The sequence below is a fragment of the Burkholderia sp. WP42 genome, from assembly GCF_000745665.1.
Classification (GTDB): Bacteria; Pseudomonadota; Gammaproteobacteria; order Burkholderiales; family Burkholderiaceae; genus Burkholderia; species Burkholderia vietnamiensis.
On record NZ_KN050725.1, the window covers coordinates 236,863 to 253,154 of the forward strand.

The 16,292-nt window shown below is 67.4% G+C and carries 15 protein-coding genes; 8 read left to right on the top strand and 7 right to left on the bottom strand.

Features of this window, described 5'->3' with window-relative positions:
- Positions 1–6: 6 nt before the first annotated feature.
- From EX20_RS27615 to EX20_RS27630, 4 genes are all read right to left on the bottom strand, one after another.
- Positions 7–1,158 carry a DegT/DnrJ/EryC1/StrS family aminotransferase gene (locus EX20_RS27615; protein ID WP_034195391.1) on the bottom strand — a complete coding sequence of 384 codons (1,152 nt, stop codon included), beginning with the start codon at positions 1,156–1,158 and terminating at the stop codon, positions 7–9.
- 158 nt (positions 1,159–1,316) lie between these two features.
- Positions 1,317–1,688, bottom strand: a complete 372-nt coding sequence (locus tag EX20_RS27620) for an EamA family transporter (protein ID WP_011352303.1) — start codon at positions 1,686–1,688, stop codon at positions 1,317–1,319.
- 13 nt (positions 1,689–1,701) lie between these two features.
- A complete protein-coding gene (locus tag EX20_RS27625) occupies positions 1,702–3,378 on the bottom strand; it encodes a glycosyltransferase family 39 protein (RefSeq protein WP_034195392.1) in 1,677 nt (558 codons plus the stop codon).
- Positions 3,379–3,514: 136 nt separating this feature from the next.
- Positions 3,515–3,889: an Mth938-like domain-containing protein gene (locus EX20_RS27630; protein WP_014723124.1), complete on the bottom strand. Its 375-nt coding sequence runs from the start codon at positions 3,887–3,889 to the stop codon at positions 3,515–3,517.
- Between the two features lie 316 nt (positions 3,890–4,205).
- Between EX20_RS27630 and EX20_RS27635 the strand changes: the two genes are divergently transcribed.
- The 6 genes from EX20_RS27635 to EX20_RS27660 all read left to right on the top strand — a co-directional run bounded on the left by EX20_RS27635 (position 4,206) and on the right by EX20_RS27660 (position 10,633).
- Complete coding sequence (locus EX20_RS27635; protein ID WP_034195393.1) at positions 4,206–5,444, top strand: pyridoxal phosphate-dependent aminotransferase; 1,239 nt, start codon at positions 4,206–4,208, stop codon at positions 5,442–5,444.
- Positions 5,445–5,497: 53 nt separating this feature from the next.
- Positions 5,498–6,826, top strand: coding sequence for a homoserine dehydrogenase (locus EX20_RS27640; protein WP_011885006.1), 1,329 nt, complete (start codon positions 5,498–5,500; stop codon positions 6,824–6,826).
- Between the two features lie 14 nt (positions 6,827–6,840).
- A complete protein-coding gene (thrC, locus tag EX20_RS27645) occupies positions 6,841–8,292 on the top strand; it encodes a threonine synthase (protein WP_034195394.1) in 1,452 nt (483 codons plus the stop codon).
- A 282-nt stretch (positions 8,293–8,574) separates the two neighbouring features.
- Entirely contained in the window at positions 8,575–9,822 is a 1,248-nt protein-coding gene (glp, locus tag EX20_RS27650; protein ID WP_034195395.1) for a molybdopterin molybdotransferase MoeA, read from the top strand.
- A gap of 18 nt (positions 9,823–9,840) precedes the next feature.
- A complete protein-coding gene (moaD, locus tag EX20_RS27655; RefSeq protein ID WP_011885003.1) occupies positions 9,841–10,098 on the top strand; it encodes a molybdopterin converting factor subunit 1 in 258 nt (85 codons plus the stop codon).
- Between the two features lie 58 nt (positions 10,099–10,156).
- On the top strand, positions 10,157–10,633 hold the full coding sequence (locus tag EX20_RS27660) for a molybdenum cofactor biosynthesis protein MoaE (protein ID WP_011885002.1): 477 nt from the start codon (positions 10,157–10,159) through the stop codon (positions 10,631–10,633).
- Between the two features lie 59 nt (positions 10,634–10,692).
- Here the strand turns inward: EX20_RS27660 and EX20_RS27665 are convergent, their stop codons facing one another.
- Positions 10,693–11,265: a group III truncated hemoglobin gene (locus EX20_RS27665; protein WP_034195396.1), complete on the bottom strand. Its 573-nt coding sequence runs from the start codon at positions 11,263–11,265 to the stop codon at positions 10,693–10,695.
- Positions 11,266–11,517: 252 nt separating this feature from the next.
- Here EX20_RS27665 and EX20_RS27670 point away from each other — a divergent pair, with 252 nt between their 5' ends.
- Both EX20_RS27670 and clpB read left to right on the top strand, forming a co-directional pair.
- Complete coding sequence (locus EX20_RS27670) at positions 11,518–12,033, top strand: Rrf2 family transcriptional regulator (protein WP_014723120.1); 516 nt, start codon at positions 11,518–11,520, stop codon at positions 12,031–12,033.
- Between the two features lie 154 nt (positions 12,034–12,187).
- Complete coding sequence (gene clpB / locus EX20_RS27675) at positions 12,188–14,785, top strand: ATP-dependent chaperone ClpB (protein WP_034195397.1); 2,598 nt, start codon at positions 12,188–12,190, stop codon at positions 14,783–14,785.
- A gap of 127 nt (positions 14,786–14,912) precedes the next feature.
- On the opposite strand, the gene EX20_RS27680 is transcribed toward clpB, so the two are convergent.
- Both EX20_RS27680 and EX20_RS27685 read right to left on the bottom strand, forming a co-directional pair.
- Positions 14,913–15,344, bottom strand: coding sequence for a YidB family protein (locus EX20_RS27680; protein WP_011884998.1), 432 nt, complete (start codon positions 15,342–15,344; stop codon positions 14,913–14,915).
- A 75-nt stretch (positions 15,345–15,419) separates the two neighbouring features.
- Positions 15,420–16,022 carry a ComEA family DNA-binding protein gene (locus tag EX20_RS27685; protein ID WP_011884997.1) on the bottom strand — a complete coding sequence of 201 codons (603 nt, stop codon included), beginning with the start codon at positions 16,020–16,022 and terminating at the stop codon, positions 15,420–15,422.
- Positions 16,023–16,292: the final 270 nt, after the last annotated feature.

Sequence of the window (16,292 nt, forward strand, 5' to 3'; positions counted from 1 at the left end):
GTACGCTTACTTTCCGTATTGTTCGCAAATCTGATTGATGGCGTCGGCCACGCGACGCACGTCGTCTTCCGTCATCTGCGTGAACAGCGGCAGCGTGACGGTCGAGGCGCCGTACCGTTCGGCGTGGGGGAACATGCCCTCCTTGAAGCCGCGCGCACGATACAGCGTGAAAAGATGGATGGCCGGATAGTGGACGCCGGTGCCGATGCCGCGCTCCTTCATCTGCGCCATGAAATCGGCGCGCGAGAGCGACAGCCGCTCGAGCGGCAGCGTGACCTGGAACATGTGCCAGTTGCTGTTCTCGAAGTCGGCGACCGGCAGGCCGAGCCCGAGCTTCACGGCCGCACCGCCGTCGAGCGCGGCGAAATACGCGCGCGCGAGCGCCCGGCGCTGCGCGGTGAAGCGCTCGAGGTGCGGCAGCTGGCCGAGGCCGACGCGCGCGGCGACGTCGGTGAGGTTGTACTTGCCGCCGAGCACGTCGCAGTCCATGCCGTCGAAGCCGGTGCGCGTGATGCCCTGCAGCCGGTACTTCTGCGCGAGCGCCGCCTCGTCCTCATCGTTCAGCACGAGTGCGCCGCCTTCGATCGTCGTCAGGTTCTTGTTCGCGTGGAAGCTGAACGACACGATGTCGCCGATCGCGCCGATGCGCTGGCCTTTCCACGTCGAGCCGAGCGCCTGCGCGGCGTCTTCGATCACGCGCAGGTCGTGCGCGCGGGCGATCGCGTACAGGCGGTCCATGTCGACCGGCAGGCCGGACAGGTAGACCGGGATGATCGCCTTCGTGCGCGGCGTGATCGCCTGTTCGAGCTTGTCGAGGTCGATGTTGCGCGTGACCGGATCGATGTCGGCGAACACGGGCGTCGCGCCGGTTTCGATAATCACGTTGCTGGTCGACACCCACGTGGCGGGCGTGGTGATCACCTCGTCGCCAGGGCCGACGCCCGCGATGCGCAGGCCGATCTCGAGCGTGCAGGTGCCGGAGTTGAACGCGCGCACCGGACGGCCGCCGCAGTACTCGGACAGCGCGGCCTCGAACTTCTGGTTCTGCGGGCCGGTGGTGATCCAGCCCGAGCGCAGCACTTCGACGACGCCCTGAATGGTTTCCTCGTCGATTTCGGGGCGGGTGAACGGCAGGAACGGAGCGGTAGTCTGGCTCATGAACGCGTTGGCCTGTAATGGCGTGTAATAAAGGGGTCGGGCGATCCGGTCCGAAACCGGCATTAAACACCGGTTGTCGGATTCGTACCGTGATTTTTTGTAGGCGGGCGCTTAATGCACATCTGGCACACAGGACACGCAACGCCCGCCGCGCACGGTCAGCTGCGCGCGAGCACGAGCACGCCGATCAGGATGATGCCGATGCCGACGAGCCGCTGGACCGACAGCACTTCGCCGAACAGATACCACGCGGCGAACGCGTTGACGACGTAGCCGAGCGACAGCATCGGGTACGCGATCGACACGTCGACCCGCGACAGCCCGACGATCCATACGACCACGCTGAGCACATAGCAGCCGAGGCCGCCGATGATCGGCAACTGGGTCGCGATCTTCAGCCCGACGGGGATGATGTTCGCACGGCTGAATTCGAAGTGTCCAACGGCGTTGACGCCGGCTTTCAGCAACAGCTGGGCGCATGCATTGAGCATCACGCCGGTGATGATGCAGACGAACGAAACGGGATTCATGTGACGGACGTCCTTACGATTGCGGTTTCTCGACGATCACGCGGCGGTTGTCGCGTGCGATCACGCGCATCGGCACGCCTTGCCGGGCGAGCGCGTCGTACTGGTCGGGCGGCATGATCGCGAGCGCGTGGGTTTCCTGTTTCCAGCGTTCGATCCACTGGCCGACGGTCGGGATCCATTTGTCCGGTTCGACCGAAATGCCGAAGCCGAGCTCGTCCTTGCGCTGGACCATGATCGTCGTGTGGCCGACGTAGAACGGGAACGTGTGATCGAGCATCTCGATCGAGTAGAACGGCGTGTCGGCCGGCAGCTTCGCGAGTTCGGCGCGCACGGCCGGCGCGAGCAGCGCGCCCGAGCTGTAGCGGCCGAACTCGTCGTGACCGGTGCCGCCGATCGTGCCGAACGCGAGCCACGCGGCGCCGAACGCGGTGATCGCGGCGGCCACGCCGGCGCGCCGGTTCAGCCACGCGGCGGCGAGCGTCAGCGCGGCGGCCACCGCGAGGCCCGCGTACAGCCACATCTGGAAGGCGCGGTACAGTGCGTTCGGCGTGCGTGCGTCGCCCTGGTACGCGAGCGCGATGATCCCGAACGCCGCGGCGACCAGGAACACGAGGTAGCCGAGCAGGTGCCGGCGGAACCGCTCGGCGCTCATCAGCGGCAGGTAGGCGCCGATGATCAGCGCGAGCGACGGTGCGATCGGCAGCACGTACGAGATCAGCTTCGAATGCGAGGCGCTGAAGAACAGGAAGATGAACGCGCTCCAGACCAGCAGCACGAGCATCGGCGAGAAGCCGTTCGGCTGGCGCGGCATGCGCAGCGCGTGGCGGATGCTCTGCCAGGCGACCGACAGCCACGGCAGGAACCCGACGAGCAGCACCGGCACGAAGTAGTAGAACGGGCCCGGGCGGTTCTGCTCGGGCGTCAGGTAGCGGCGAAACTGCTGGACGACGAAGAAGAAGTTGAAGAACTCGGGGTTGCGCTGCTGGACCAGCACGAACCACGGTGTGACGATCGCGAAGAAGATCACGAGGCCGCTCACCAGGTACAGCCGCTTCCACAGCGCCCAGTCGCGGGCGATCAGCGTATACAGCACCAGCACCGCGCCGGGCAGGATCAGGCCGACGAGCCCCTTGGACAGCACCGCGAACGCCATCGCGGCCCAGCAGACCCACATCCAGCCGCGCACCGAGCCGGCGCGCAGGCCCGGCCGCTGCGCGAGCAGCAGCGCGCACAGCGACAGCGCCATCCAGAACGCGAGCCCCATGTCGAGCGCGTTGAAGTGGCCCATCAGGTTCCAGTACGGCGAGCAGGCGAGCACGACGGCCGCGAGCAGGCCCGACAGCGGATTGAACAGGCGCGCGCCGGTGTAGCCGACGAGCAGCACGCCGGCGAAGCTGGCGAGACCGGTGTAGAGACGCGCCTGCCATTCGCCGATGCCGAACCACGCGAACGTCAGCGCGTTCAGCCAGGTCTGCAGCGGCGGCTTCTCGAAATATTTGTAGCCGTTGTAGCGCGGCGTGATCCAGTCGCCGGTGACGAACATTTCGCGCGCCATCTCCGCGTAGCGGCCCTCGTCGCTCGGGATCAGGTGGCGCAGCCCGAGCGGCGCGAACCAGACGATCGCGAGCGCGACGAGCAGGAGGACGAGCGTGATGCGATTGAGCGGTAGCCTTGCGGGCGTATCGTTCATGGGTTTTCAGCCTGTTGGTTGTTGTATGGACCGCCGGACGGGTGGCGCCGGCGGCGGGCCGCCCGCCGGTCGGTCGGCCCGGCGGGCGAGCGGGGATCGACCCGACGCGCCGGCCCGTGTTTTACCGCATTGACGATTAACGTTCAATTAAGAGCGCGGCGGCGACTTTACGGCCCTCGGCCATCAGGATGTTGTAGGTGCGGCAGGCGGCCTGGAAATCCATCGTCTCCACGCCGATCCGCTCGGCCGTGAGCGCGGCCACCAGGCGCGGGTGCGGAAAGCGCAGCCGGGCGCCGCTGCCGAAGATCACCAGCTCGGGCGCGGGCTCGAGCAGCATCGCGAAATGCTCGGGCGCGAGTGCGTCGAACGACGCCACGGGCCAGTCGCGCACCGGCGCGCCGGGCAATACGATGACGCTGCCCTCGTGGCGTTGGAGGTTGACGTCGACATAATCGGGGCCGTAGCCGGTGACGGTGTTGAGCGCGCCGCTCGTGTCCTGGTGCAGTTTCAAATCGGTGTTCCGCGGTTCCGTGGAGGGAAGGTCTGGCGCGGGCCGCACGGGCCCGCGCGGCCGATTTCGCGCGGCGCGCATGCGGGACGCCCGACGGCGCGGGCCCGCAGCGGCCATGGTGCATTGCGAAAGTCGGCCAAAATCCGCTAAATTATAACTTTTTGGTCGCCCCCGGGCGCCACTTGCGTCGAGCGTCGCCACAAGCTGCGTCCAGCCGCCCGCTTTTTCCCAGTCTAGACAGCGCGCACAGACCGGCCGCTTTCCAGTTTTGATCCCGTCCCCTCGGCCGCAAGGCCAACCCAGGAACCGTGTCGTCGTGAAACCGATTCAGAAGTCGAACAAGCTGCTCAACGTCTGCTACGACATCCGTGGCCCGGTGCTCGAGCACGCGAAGCGCCTCGAGGAAGAAGGCCACCGTATCATCAAGCTGAACATCGGCAACCTCGCGCCGTTCGGTTTCGACGCACCGGACGAGATCATCCAGGACATGATCCGCAACCTTCCCGCGTCGTCGGGCTATTCGGATTCGAAGGGCGTGTTCTCGGCGCGCAAGGCCGTGATGCACTACACGCAGCAAAAGGGCGTGGTCGGCGTGAGCCTCGACGACATCTACATCGGCAACGGCGCATCCGAGCTGATCGTGATGGCGACCCAGGCGTTGCTGAACGACGGCGACGAGGTGCTGCTGCCGGCGCCCGACTACCCGCTGTGGACGGCCGCCGTGAGCCTGTCGGGCGGCACGCCCGTGCACTACGTGTGCGACGAGCAGAACGCGTGGATGCCCGACCCCGACGACATCCGTCGCAAGATCACGCCGAACACCAAGGCGCTCGTCGTCATCAACCCGAACAACCCGACCGGCGCGCTGTATTCCGACGAATTGCTGCTCGAGCTGCTCGAGATCGCGCGTCAGCACGGGCTGATCGTGTTCGCCGACGAGGTCTACGACAAGATCGTCTACGACGGCCTCGAACACACGGCGCTCGGTTCGCTGTCGGAGGACGTGATTACCGTCACGTTCAACAGCCTGTCGAAAAGCTATCGCTCGTGCGGCTACCGCGCGGGCTGGATGTCCGTGTCGGGCCTCGGCGGCGACAACCGACGGCGCGCGAACGACTATCTGGAGGGGCTCGGCATTCTGTCGTCGATGCGGCTGTGCGCGAACGTGCCGGGGCAGTTCGCGATCCAGACCGCGCTCGGCGGCTACCAGAGCATCAACGAGCTGATCGTGCCGAGCGGGCGCCTGTACAAGCAGCGCGAACTCGCGTACGACATGCTCACGTCGATTCCGGGCGTGACCTGCGTGAAGCCGCAGGCCGCGCTGTACATGTTCCCGCGGCTCGATCCGAAGCTGTATCCGATCCAGAACGATCAGCAGTTCATCCTCGACCTGTTGCTCGAGGAGCGCGTGCTGCTCGTGCAGGGCACAGGCTTTAACTGGGCGCAGCCGGATCACTTCCGCGTGGTTTTCCTGCCGAACCTCGACGATCTGGCCGATTCGATCAGCCGGATCGCGCGCTTCCTCGACGGCTACCGCAAGCGCCATTCGGTCTGAGCGGGCCGGGTTTTCGCGCATTCATTCATTCTTACTAGCGAATCACAAGCAGCATGGAACCGATCAAAGTTGGCCTGTTGGGCTTCGGCACCGTCGGTAGCGGCACCTTCACGGTGCTGCACCGCAATCAGGAAGAAATCAAACGGCGCGCGGGGCGCGGCATCGAGATCGCGCGCATTGCGGTGCGCAACCCCGCCAAGGCGCAGGCCGCGCTCGGCGCTGACGCCGGCGTCGTCGAGGTCACCGACGACTTCAACGCGGTCGTCGACGATCCGTCGATCTCGATCATCGCCGAGATGATCGGCGGCACCGGCATCGCGCGCGAGCTCGTGCTGCGCGCGATCGCCAACGGCAAGCATGTCGTGACCGCCAACAAGGCGCTGCTCGCGGTGCACGGCACCGAGATCTTCGAAGCCGCGCGCGAAAAGGGCGTGATGGTCGCGTTCGAGGCGGCCGTCGCGGGCGGCATCCCGATCATCAAGGCGCTGCGCGAAGGCCTGACCGCCAACCGCATCCAGTACATCGCCGGCATCATCAACGGCACGACCAACTACATCCTGTCGGAGATGCGCGACCGCGGCCTCGATTTCGCGACCGCGCTGAAGGCCGCGCAGGCGCTCGGCTACGCGGAAGCCGATCCGACCTTCGACATCGAAGGCGTCGACGCCGCGCACAAGGCGACCATCATGAGCGCAATCGCGTTCGGCGTGCCGGTCCAGTTCGACCGCGCTTACGTCGAAGGCATCAGCAAGCTCGACGCGACCGACATCCGCTATGCGGAAGAGCTCGGCTACCGGATCAAGCTGCTCGGCATCGCGCGCCGCGCCGAAGACGGCATCGAGCTGCGCGTGCATCCGACGCTGATTCCCGAGAAGCGCCTGCTCGCCAACGTCGAAGGCGCGATGAACGCGGTCGTCGTGCACGGCGACGCGGTCGGCACGACGCTCTACTACGGCAAGGGCGCCGGCGCGGAGCCGACCGCCTCGGCCGTCGTCGCGGATCTCGTCGACGTCACGCGCCTGCATACGGCCGACCCGGAACACCGCGTGCCGCATCTCGCCTTCCAGCCCGACAGCCTGTCGAACACGCCGATCCTGCCGATCGACGAAGTGACGAGCGGCTACTACCTGCGCCTGCGCGTGGCCGACGAGACGGGCGTGCTCGCCGACATCACGCGCATCCTGGCCGACGCCGGCATCTCGATCGACGCGCTGCTGCAAAAGGAATCGGAGCAGGTCGACGACGCGAACGGCGAAACCGACATCATCCTGATCACGCACGAAACGCGCGAAAAGCACGTGAACGCGGCGATCGCGCGAATCGAAAGCCTCTCGACGGTGGTGTCGAAGGTGACGAAGCTGCGCATGGAAGCGCTGAACTGAGGACGCGGAACGACATGAACTACATCTCCACGCGCGGCGCCGGCATCGGCGAGCGCCACACGTTTTCCGACATCCTGCTCGGCGGCCTCGCGAAGGACGGCGGGCTGTACCTGCCGAGCGAGTATCCGCAGGTGTCGGCAGACGAGCTCGCGCGCTGGCGCACGCTGCCGTATGCGGATCTCGCGTTCGAGATCCTCACGAAATTCTGCGACGACGTGCCCGCCGACGACCTGCGTGCGATCACGCGCCGCACCTACACGGCCGCCGTCTACAGCAACACGCGCCACGGCGAGAACGCGTCCGACATCACGCCGCTGAAGCCGCTCGGCACCGAGCAGGGCACGGCGCTGTCGCTGCTCGAGCTGTCGAACGGCCCGACGCTCGCGTTCAAGGACATGGCGATGCAGCTGCTCGGCAACCTGTTCGAGTACACGCTCGCGAAGCACGGCGAAGCGCTGAACATTCTCGGCGCGACGTCGGGCGATACGGGCAGCGCGGCCGAATACGCGATGCGCGGCAAGGCCGGCGTGCGCGTGTTCATGCTGTCGCCGCACCGCAAGATGAGCGCGTTCCAGACCGCGCAGATGTTCAGCCTGCAGGATCCGAACATCTTCAACCTCGCGGTCGAGGGCGTGTTCGACGACTGCCAGGACATCGTGAAGGCCGTGTCGAACGATCACGCGTTCAAGGCCCGGCACAAGATCGGCACGGTCAACTCGATCAACTGGGCGCGCGTCGTCGCGCAGGTCGTCTATTACTTCAAGGGCTATTTCGCGGCCACCCGGTCCAACGACGAGCGCGTCTCGTTCACGGTGCCGTCGGGCAACTTCGGCAACGTCTGCGCCGGCCACATCGCGCGCATGATGGGTCTGCCGATCGCGAAGCTGGTCGTCGCGACCAACGAGAACGACGTGCTCGACGAGTTCTTCCGCACCGGCGTCTACCGCGTGCGCAGCGCGCAGAACACCTATCACACGAGCAGCCCGAGCATGGACATCTCGAAGGCGTCGAACTTCGAGCGCTTCGTGTTCGACCTGCTCGGTCGCGATCCGGCGCGCGTGATGCAGCTGTTCCGCGACGTCGACGAGAAGGGCGGCTTCGATCTCGCGGCGAGCGGCGATTTCGCGCGCGTCGCGCAGTTCGGCTTCGTGTCCGGCCGCAGCAGCCATGCGGACCGCATCGCGACGATCCGCGACGTGTTCGCCCGTTACGACACGATGATCGACACCCATACGGCCGACGGCGTGAAGGTCGCGCGCGAGCACCTCGACGCCGGCGTGCCGATGGTCGTGCTCGAGACGGCGCAGCCGATCAAGTTCGGCGAGACGATCCGCGAAGCGCTCGAGCGCGAGGCCGAACGGCCGGCCGCGTTCGACGGGCTCGAAGCGCTGCCGCAACGCTTCGACGTCGTGAAGGCCGACGCGCAGCAGGTGAAGGACTTCATCGCCGCGCATACGGGCGCGTAACGCGGCGCCGGGCCGCCCGCTGGGGCGGCCGGCGGCGCACTACGGCCGGAATGTCGATTCGTCGCACGGATCGGGATTCCGGCCGTTTTGCTTGGCTGTGGCATTTGCGCGATGGGCGCGGGCGGCGTCTGCCGTTTGCCGTCGTCAGCCGGCGCGAAGCCGTGCGTGCGCGCGCCTGCCGGTCGCGGCAATCGCCGTGTGCGCATGTCGGCCATACCGCGCGCGGCTGCAGCAGCGTCGCTACAATGGCGTATTGAATTCCAACGATCTCCGCTTCCATCGATGTCGAACCCGAATCCCGCGGCGCCGCGCGCGCCGATGCTGTCGACCGCCGAGGCGCTCGCCGCGCTGCTCGATGCCGCGAAGCCGCTGCCCGGCGTCGAAACCGTCGCGACGCTCGACGCGCTCGGCCGCGTGCTGGCGGCCGACGTGATCTCGCCGCTCGACGTGCCGCCGATGCATACGAGCGCGATGGACGGCTATGCGGTGCGCGTCGCCGATCTGCTGCACGGCGAGCGCCGCTTGCCGGTGTCGCAGCGGATCCCGGCCGGCCATCCGGCCGCGCCGCTCGTGGCCGGCACGGCCGCGCGCATCTTCACCGGCGCGACGGTGCCGGCCGGCGCCGATGCCGTCGTGATGCAGGAGCAGACGTCGGCCGACGGCGACGCGGTCGAGATCCTGCACACGCCGAAGGCCGGCGAATGGATCACCGCGCAGGGCGCGGACATCCGCCAGGACTCGGTGATCCTGCCGGCCGGCACGCGGCTCACGCCGCAGGCGCTCGGGCTCGCCGCATCGGTCGGCTGCGCGCAGTTGCCGGTGGTTCGCCGGATTCGCGTCGCGGTGTTCTTCACCGGCGACGAACTGACGATACCCGGCGAGCCGCTGAAGCCCGGCGCGATCTACAACTCCAACCGCTTCACGCTGCGCGGGCTGCTGGAGCGGCTCGGCTGCCACGTGACCGACTACGGGATCGTGCCCGACTCGCTGGCCGCGACCCGCGACACGCTGCGCGAGGCCGCGCGCGATCACGACGTGATCCTGACGAGCGGCGGCGTATCGGTCGGCGACGAGGATCACGTGAAGCCCGCCGTCGAAGCGGAGGGGCGGCTCGCGCTGTGGCAGATCGCGATGAAGCCCGGCAAGCCGCTCGCGTTCGGCGCGGTGCGCCGCGGCGACGCATGCGCGGACGCGCATTTCATCGGGCTGCCGGGCAACCCCGTGTCGAGCTTCGTCACGTTCCTGCTGTTCGTCCGGCCGTTCCTGCTGCGCCTGTCGGGCGTACGTGACGTCGCGCCGCGCGCGCTGTCGTTGCGCGCCGACTTCTCGCAGCACAAGGGCGACCGGCGCAACGAATTCCTGCGTGCGCGCGTGAACGCGGCCGGCGGCCTCGATCTGTTCCCGAACCAGAGCTCGGCGGCGCTGACCTCGACGGTCTGGGGCGACGGCCTGATCGACAATCCGCCGCAGCACGCCATCAGCGCGGGCGAGACCGTGCGTTTCATTCCGTTTTCCGAACTGCTGTCGTAAGCGACGGTTTTCCGACCTATGAAGATTCAGCTGAAATTCTTTGCAAGCGTGCGCGAGGCACTGGGCGTGTCCGACGAGCAGGCCGACGTGCCCGACGGCGTGACGACCGTCGGCGACGTGCGCGCGTGGCTGCGCCTGCGCGGCGGCGCGTGGGCCGAGACGCTCGCCGAAGGGCGTGCGTTGCGGATGGCCTGCAATCACGAGATGACCGACCCGGAAACGCGGCTCACCGACGGGTGTGAAGTCGCGTTTTTTCCGCCGGTGACCGGCGGTTGACCGAGCACATGGCCGGCGTCGGCGCTGCCGTGCACGCGCCGGCCGACAGGAACAGACGATGCCGACAGTACGAATCCAGACCGCCGATTTCGACCTGAATGCCGAGGTCGCGGCATTGCGCGCGCGCAATCCGCGGATCGGCGCCGTCGCGTGCTTCGTCGGCACGGTGCGCGACCTGAACGAAGGCGATGCGGTCGCCGCGCTGGAGCTCGAGCACTATCCGGGCATGACCGAGAAGGCGCTCGAGAAGATCGCCGCCGAAGCCGGCCGGCGCTGGCCGGGGATCGACGTCGCGATCGTGCACCGGGTCGGCCGGCTGCTGCCGCTCGACCAGATCGTGATGGTCGCGACCGTCGCGGCGCATCGCGGCGATGCGTTCGCGTCGTGCGAATTCGTGATGGATTACCTGAAGACCGAGGCGCCGTTCTGGAAGAAGGAAACGACGCCGGACGGCGAGCGCTGGGTCGATGCGCGCAGCACCGACGACGCGGCGCTCGCGCGCTGGGGAATCGAGTCGGGCAACCGGCCGCGCTGAGCGGTGCGTACGAGCCCCGCGACGATCCGCCGCAGGCGCGCGCATGGGCATGGCGGGCATCAGGCGTCGGGGCCGGCTTCGGGCTCGCTGCCGCGCCCGATGATCTTCGCCGGGAACGGCTCGCCGCGCGCGCGCGACGGCAGCGCGTGCCCATCGTCGTCCGCGTCGCGGCGGCGCGGCGCGATCGCATCGAGCAGCGCCTGCTGCTCGGCCGGAATCCGATAATCCCACCCGAAGCGGCTCAGCTGCAGGCTCTGCGCGATTCTGAGCGCCGGCTCCATGAAGCGCACGGCCGCCGCCGGCGTGTAGCGCGCTTCGACCGTCTTCAGGAACAGCGACAGCCAGCGGCTGAAGTGCGCGGGCTCGATCCCGTCGAGCGGCTGATGCGCTTGCTGCACGTTGCCGCGATAGCCCTTGGTGCCGAGCACGAGGCTCGACCAGAAGCTGACCATTTTCGGCAGATGCGTGTCCCAGCGCCCGTCCAGCTTTGCATCGAACACCGGCCCGAGCAGCGGATCGGCGCGCACGCGATCGTAGAACGCGTACACGAGGTCGCGGATGTTGGCTTCGGTCGGTTCGGCGTCGCGGATGCGGGCCGGCGCGGTGTCGGACGAGGCGGGCAGGGAGGTCATGACGAAAAAGGGCCGGGAAAGTCGGGGCGTTGGCGGTGCGGCTGCGCGCTTCAGGCGCAGGACGCGCGCACGATTTTGACGCAAAATAGCGTCGACCAAGGCCGTAAAAATGCGCAGATGTAATGCATCTTATTGCGCGCCGGCCATTCCGGCAACCGTATCGCGTCGCGCGATCGCGCCCGCCGCCCGGCGAGCGTTCCGATTGATGCAGCGTGCATAATCGGGCCCGATCGACATTTTTGCGTACCGCTCATGAGACTCACCGACTACACCGACTACGCGCTGCGCGTGATGCTGTACCTTGCCGTGCGCGGCGACGGGCTCGCGACGATCCAGGAGATTTCGGATGCCTACGGCGTCTCGAAGAATCATTTGATGAAGGTCGTCCAGCAGCTCGGCGAGCTCGGCTGGGTCGATACCGTGCGCGGGCGCAACGGCGGCTTGCGGCTGTTTCCCGCGTCGCTGAAGCTGACGATCGGCCAGGTCGTGCGCGCCACCGAGAACGATTTCGCGCTGGTCGGCTGCTTTTCGCCGGACGGCGGCGAGTCGCGCGGCTGCGTGATTCAGCCGCAGTGTCAGCTCAAGGGCGTGCTGGCGGCGGCGCGCGACGCGTTCTTCGCCGAGCTCGACCGCCATACGATCGGCGAACTGTCCGTGCCCGCGTCGCCGCTCGTCGCACTGCTCGGGATTCGCCCGGCCGCGCCCGCGCGTGGCGATGCATCGCCGGACGCCGCACCGGACGCCGCTTTGCCGACCAAGGCCGATTGAGGTCTGCCGCGCCTGCCGCCAGGCGCCCGCGGTGCCCGTGCGGGCCGCCTCCCGCCGCCCGGCAACTGTTGAGTTGAATCAACCGGATTTTCGCTTGAAACCCGTATAACGATCCTCATCTTGGTGTTAATCGAAAATTGGAGGCTTCACCCAAATGAGAATCGACAAGCTAACCACCAAGTTCCAGGAAGCGCTCGCGGACGCCCAGAGCCTCGCCGCCGGCCGCGACAATCAATACATCGAACCCGTGCACGTGCTGGCGGCGCTGGTCGCGCAGCAGGACGGCTCGGCGCGTTCGCTGATGTCGCGGGCGGGCGTACACGTGCAGGCGCTGCAAGGCGCGCTCAACGAAGCGATCTCGCGCCTGCCGCAGGTGACGGGCACCGGCGGCGACATCCAGATCGGCCGTGAACTGGCCGGGCTGCTGAACCAGGCCGACAAGGAAGCGCAGAAGCTGAACGACACGTTCATCGCGAGCGAGATGTTCCTGCTCGCCGTCTCCGACGACAAGGGCGAAGCCGGCAAGCTCGCGCGCCAGCACGGCCTCACGCGCAAGGCGCTCGAAGCCGCGATCGCCGCGGTGCGCGGCGGCTCGCAGGTGCACAGCCAGGACGCGGAAAGCCAGCGCGAGGCGCTGAAGAAATACACGGTCGACCTGACCGAGCGCGCGCGTGCCGGCAAGCTCGATCCGGTGATCGGCCGCGACGACGAAATCCGCCGCTCGATCCAGATCCTGCAGCGCCGCACCAAGAACAACCCGGTGCTGATCGGCGAGCCGGGCGTCGGCAAGACCGCGATCGTCGAAGGGCTCGCGCAACGGATCGTCAACGGCGAAGTGCCGGAGACGCTGAAGGGCAAGCGCGTGCTGTCGCTCGACATGGCCGCGCTGCTCGCCGGCGCGAAGTATCGCGGCGAGTTCGAGGAGCGCCTGAAGTCCGTGCTCAACGACATCGCGAAGGACGAAGGCCAGACGATCGTGTTCATCGACGAGATCCACACGATGGTCGGCGCGGGCAAGGCCGAAGGCGCGATGGATGCGGGCAACATGCTGAAGCCGGCGCTGTCGCGCGGCGAGCTGCACTGCATCGGCGCGACCACGCTCGACGAATACCGCAAGTACATCGAGAAGGACGCCGCGCTCGAACGCCGCTTCCAGAAGGTGCTGGTCGACGAGCCGAGCGTCGAGGCGACCATCGCGATCCTGCGCGGGCTGCAGGAAAAGTACGAGCTGCACCACGGCGTCGACATCACCGACCCGGCGATCGTCGCGGCGGCCGAGCTGTCGCATCGGTACATCACCGACCGGTTCCTGCCGGACAAGGCGATCGACCTGATCGACGAGGCCGCGTCGAAGATCAAGATGGAAATCGATTCGAAGCCCGAAGAGATGGACAAGCTCGATCGCCGGCTGATCCAGCTGAAGATCGAACGCGAGGCCGTGAAGAAGGAGCAGGACGAGGCGTCGCAAAAGCGCCTGCAGCTGATCGAGGAAGAGATCGAGCGGCTCGGTCGCGAATACGCGGACCTCGAGGAAATCTGGACCGCCGAGAAGGCAGCGGTGCAGGGCAGCGCGCAGCTCAAGGAAGAGATCGAGAAGGTGCGTGCCGACATCGTGCGTCTGCAGCGTGAAGGCAAGCTGGAGAAGGTCGCCGAACTGCAGTACGGCAAGCTGCCGCAGCTCGAGTCGCAACTGAAGCAGGTCACGCAGGCCGAAGCGCAGGAGCAGCACGCGCCGACGCGTCCGCGTCTGCTGCGCACGCAGGTCGGCGCGGAAGAAATCGCGGAGGTCGTGTCGCGTGCCACCGGGATTCCGGTGTCGCGGATGATGCAGGGCGAACGCGAGAAGCTGCTGCACATCGAGGAAAAGCTGCACGAGCGCGTGGTCGGCCAGGACGAGGCGATCAGCGCGGTGGCCGATGCGATCCGCCGCTCGCGCGCGGGGCTCGCCGATCCGAACCGTCCGTACGGCTCGTTCCTGTTCCTCGGGCCGACCGGCGTGGGCAAGACCGAGCTGTGCAAGGCGCTGGCGTCGTTCCTGTTCGACTCGGAAGAGCATCTGATCCGGATCGACATGAGCGAGTTCATGGAGAAGCACAGCGTCGCCCGCCTGATCGGCGCGCCGCCGGGCTATGTCGGCTACGAGGAAGGCGGCTACCTGACGGAAGCCGTGCGCCGCAAGCCGTACAGCGTGATCCTGCTCGACGAGATCGAGAAGGCGCATCCGGACGTGTTCAACGTGCTGCTGCAGGTGCTCGACGACGGTCGCATGACCGACGGGCAGGGCCGCACGGTCGACTTCAAGAACACGGTGATCGTGATGACGTCGAACCTCGGCTCGCAGGTGATCCAGTCGCTGACCGGCTCGCCGCAGGAAGAGATCAAGGACGCGGTGTGGATCGAGGTGAAGCAGCACTTCCGCCCCGAGTTCCTGAACCGGATCGACGACGTCGTCGTGTTCCACGCGCTCGATCGCAGCAACATCGAATCGATCGCGAAGATCCAGCTCGCCCGCCTGCACGACCGGCTCGCGAAGCTCGACATGGCGCTCGACGTGTCGCCGGCGGCGCTCGAGCAGATCGGCAAGGTCGGCTACGACCCGCTGTTCGGCGCGCGGCCGCTGAAGCGCGCGATCCAGCAGGAGATCGAGAACCCGGTCGCGAAGCTGATCCTCGCGGGCCGCTTCGGTCCGAAGGACGTGATCCCGGTCGACGTCAGCGACGGCCAGTTCGTGTTCGATCGCGTCGTGCACTGAGCGGCATCGGCCGCCCGCACGCCCGGCTCGCGCCGGGCGCGCAAAAACGAACGCCCCGCTTCGTGCGGGGCGTTTGCATATGGGCCGGCGCAACCGCCGCCGGACCGTCGGGCCGTGCGCTGCGCGCTCAGCCTTGCTTGTTGCCGCCGAACATGCCGGCGAGCTGCGTGAGCGTGCCCAGCACGTTCGACGTGTCGATCTGGCCGCCGGCCGGCACTTCGCCGTTCGGCGTCGCGCCGTTGACCACGTGCGGCAGCACCTGCGCGAGAATCGACGAGGCCTGCGACGGGTCGATGCCGACCTTGCTCGCGAGCGAGCCGACGACGTCGGAGCCGAGCACGTTCTGCAGCGTGTCGGCCGAGATCGGCTGGTTTTCGCCGGTGCCGACCCACGAGCCGATCACTTCGCCCGCGCCGCCGGCCTTGAACTTCTCGATCAGCCCGTTCAGGCCGCCCGGCTGGTTGTTGATGAATTCGAGCGCGGTCGCGATGAGCGCGCTTTGCGAGTTGCCGCCGGCCTGGCCGCCGATCAGACCGCCGACGATGTCGAGGAGACCCATGATTCTTCACCTTCACTGAAAAGGGCGCCGTACGACGGCGCCCGTTGAACGAATGCCGCGCGCACGCGGCGTATGTCAGGCGCCCGACGCCGCGGCGGCGGAGGCGGCCTTGTCCTTCTTGCTCTTCTTCTTCGAACCCTTGGTCGCTTTCGCGGACGACGCTGCGGCCGGGGCGCTCGCGCCTGCATCGGCCGACGCCGCTGCTGCTGCTGCCGCCTTGTCCTTCTTCGACGCACGCTTGCTCTTCGCCGGCTTGGCCGCCGCGTCGGACGCGCTGGCGGCAGGCGCGGTCGCGGTCGCCGGCGTGCCGGTGGTCGCGCTCGGCGACGTCGTGGCCGACGGGGCCGGAGCCGGAGCCGCCGACGGCGTCGCGGCCGGCTTCGACAGCTTCACGCCCTTCGGCGGCGTCGACGAGCCGCCGATCGTCAGACCGTTCTCCTCGAGATGGCCGACCGATTTCGTGCCGAGCCCCTTCACGCGGTTCGCGAGATCGTCCGCATCCTTGAACGGGCCGTTCTTCGTGCGTTCGTCGATGATCGCCTTCGACTTCACGGGCCCGAGGCCCTTCACCGCTTCGAGCGCCGCCTGGTCGGCGGTGTTGACCTCGACGGCAGCGGCCAGACCGGCGGCAAGCGACAACGACAGCGCGACGAACAGCATCAGCAGCTTCTTCAGCATGGCAGGCTCCCTGATTCGGACGGACGGATGGATGGCGGTAGCAATCGACGGCGACGCGACACCCGCCGCGTGCCGCCGTTAAGCATAGGTCAAATGCGTGCCCTTTTTGAGACAGGCTTCCCGCATCTTGCTGAAGGCTTGCGCCGGTGTAAAGACGCAAAGCCGCGCGGCACGGTGCTTTTGACCATTCTTGACGGTGTGCGGGGGTGCGGGCGGGTGTGTGACGCAGCGCGTGACGGCGATCGGGCCTGGCCGTTCGATCGTGCTTGA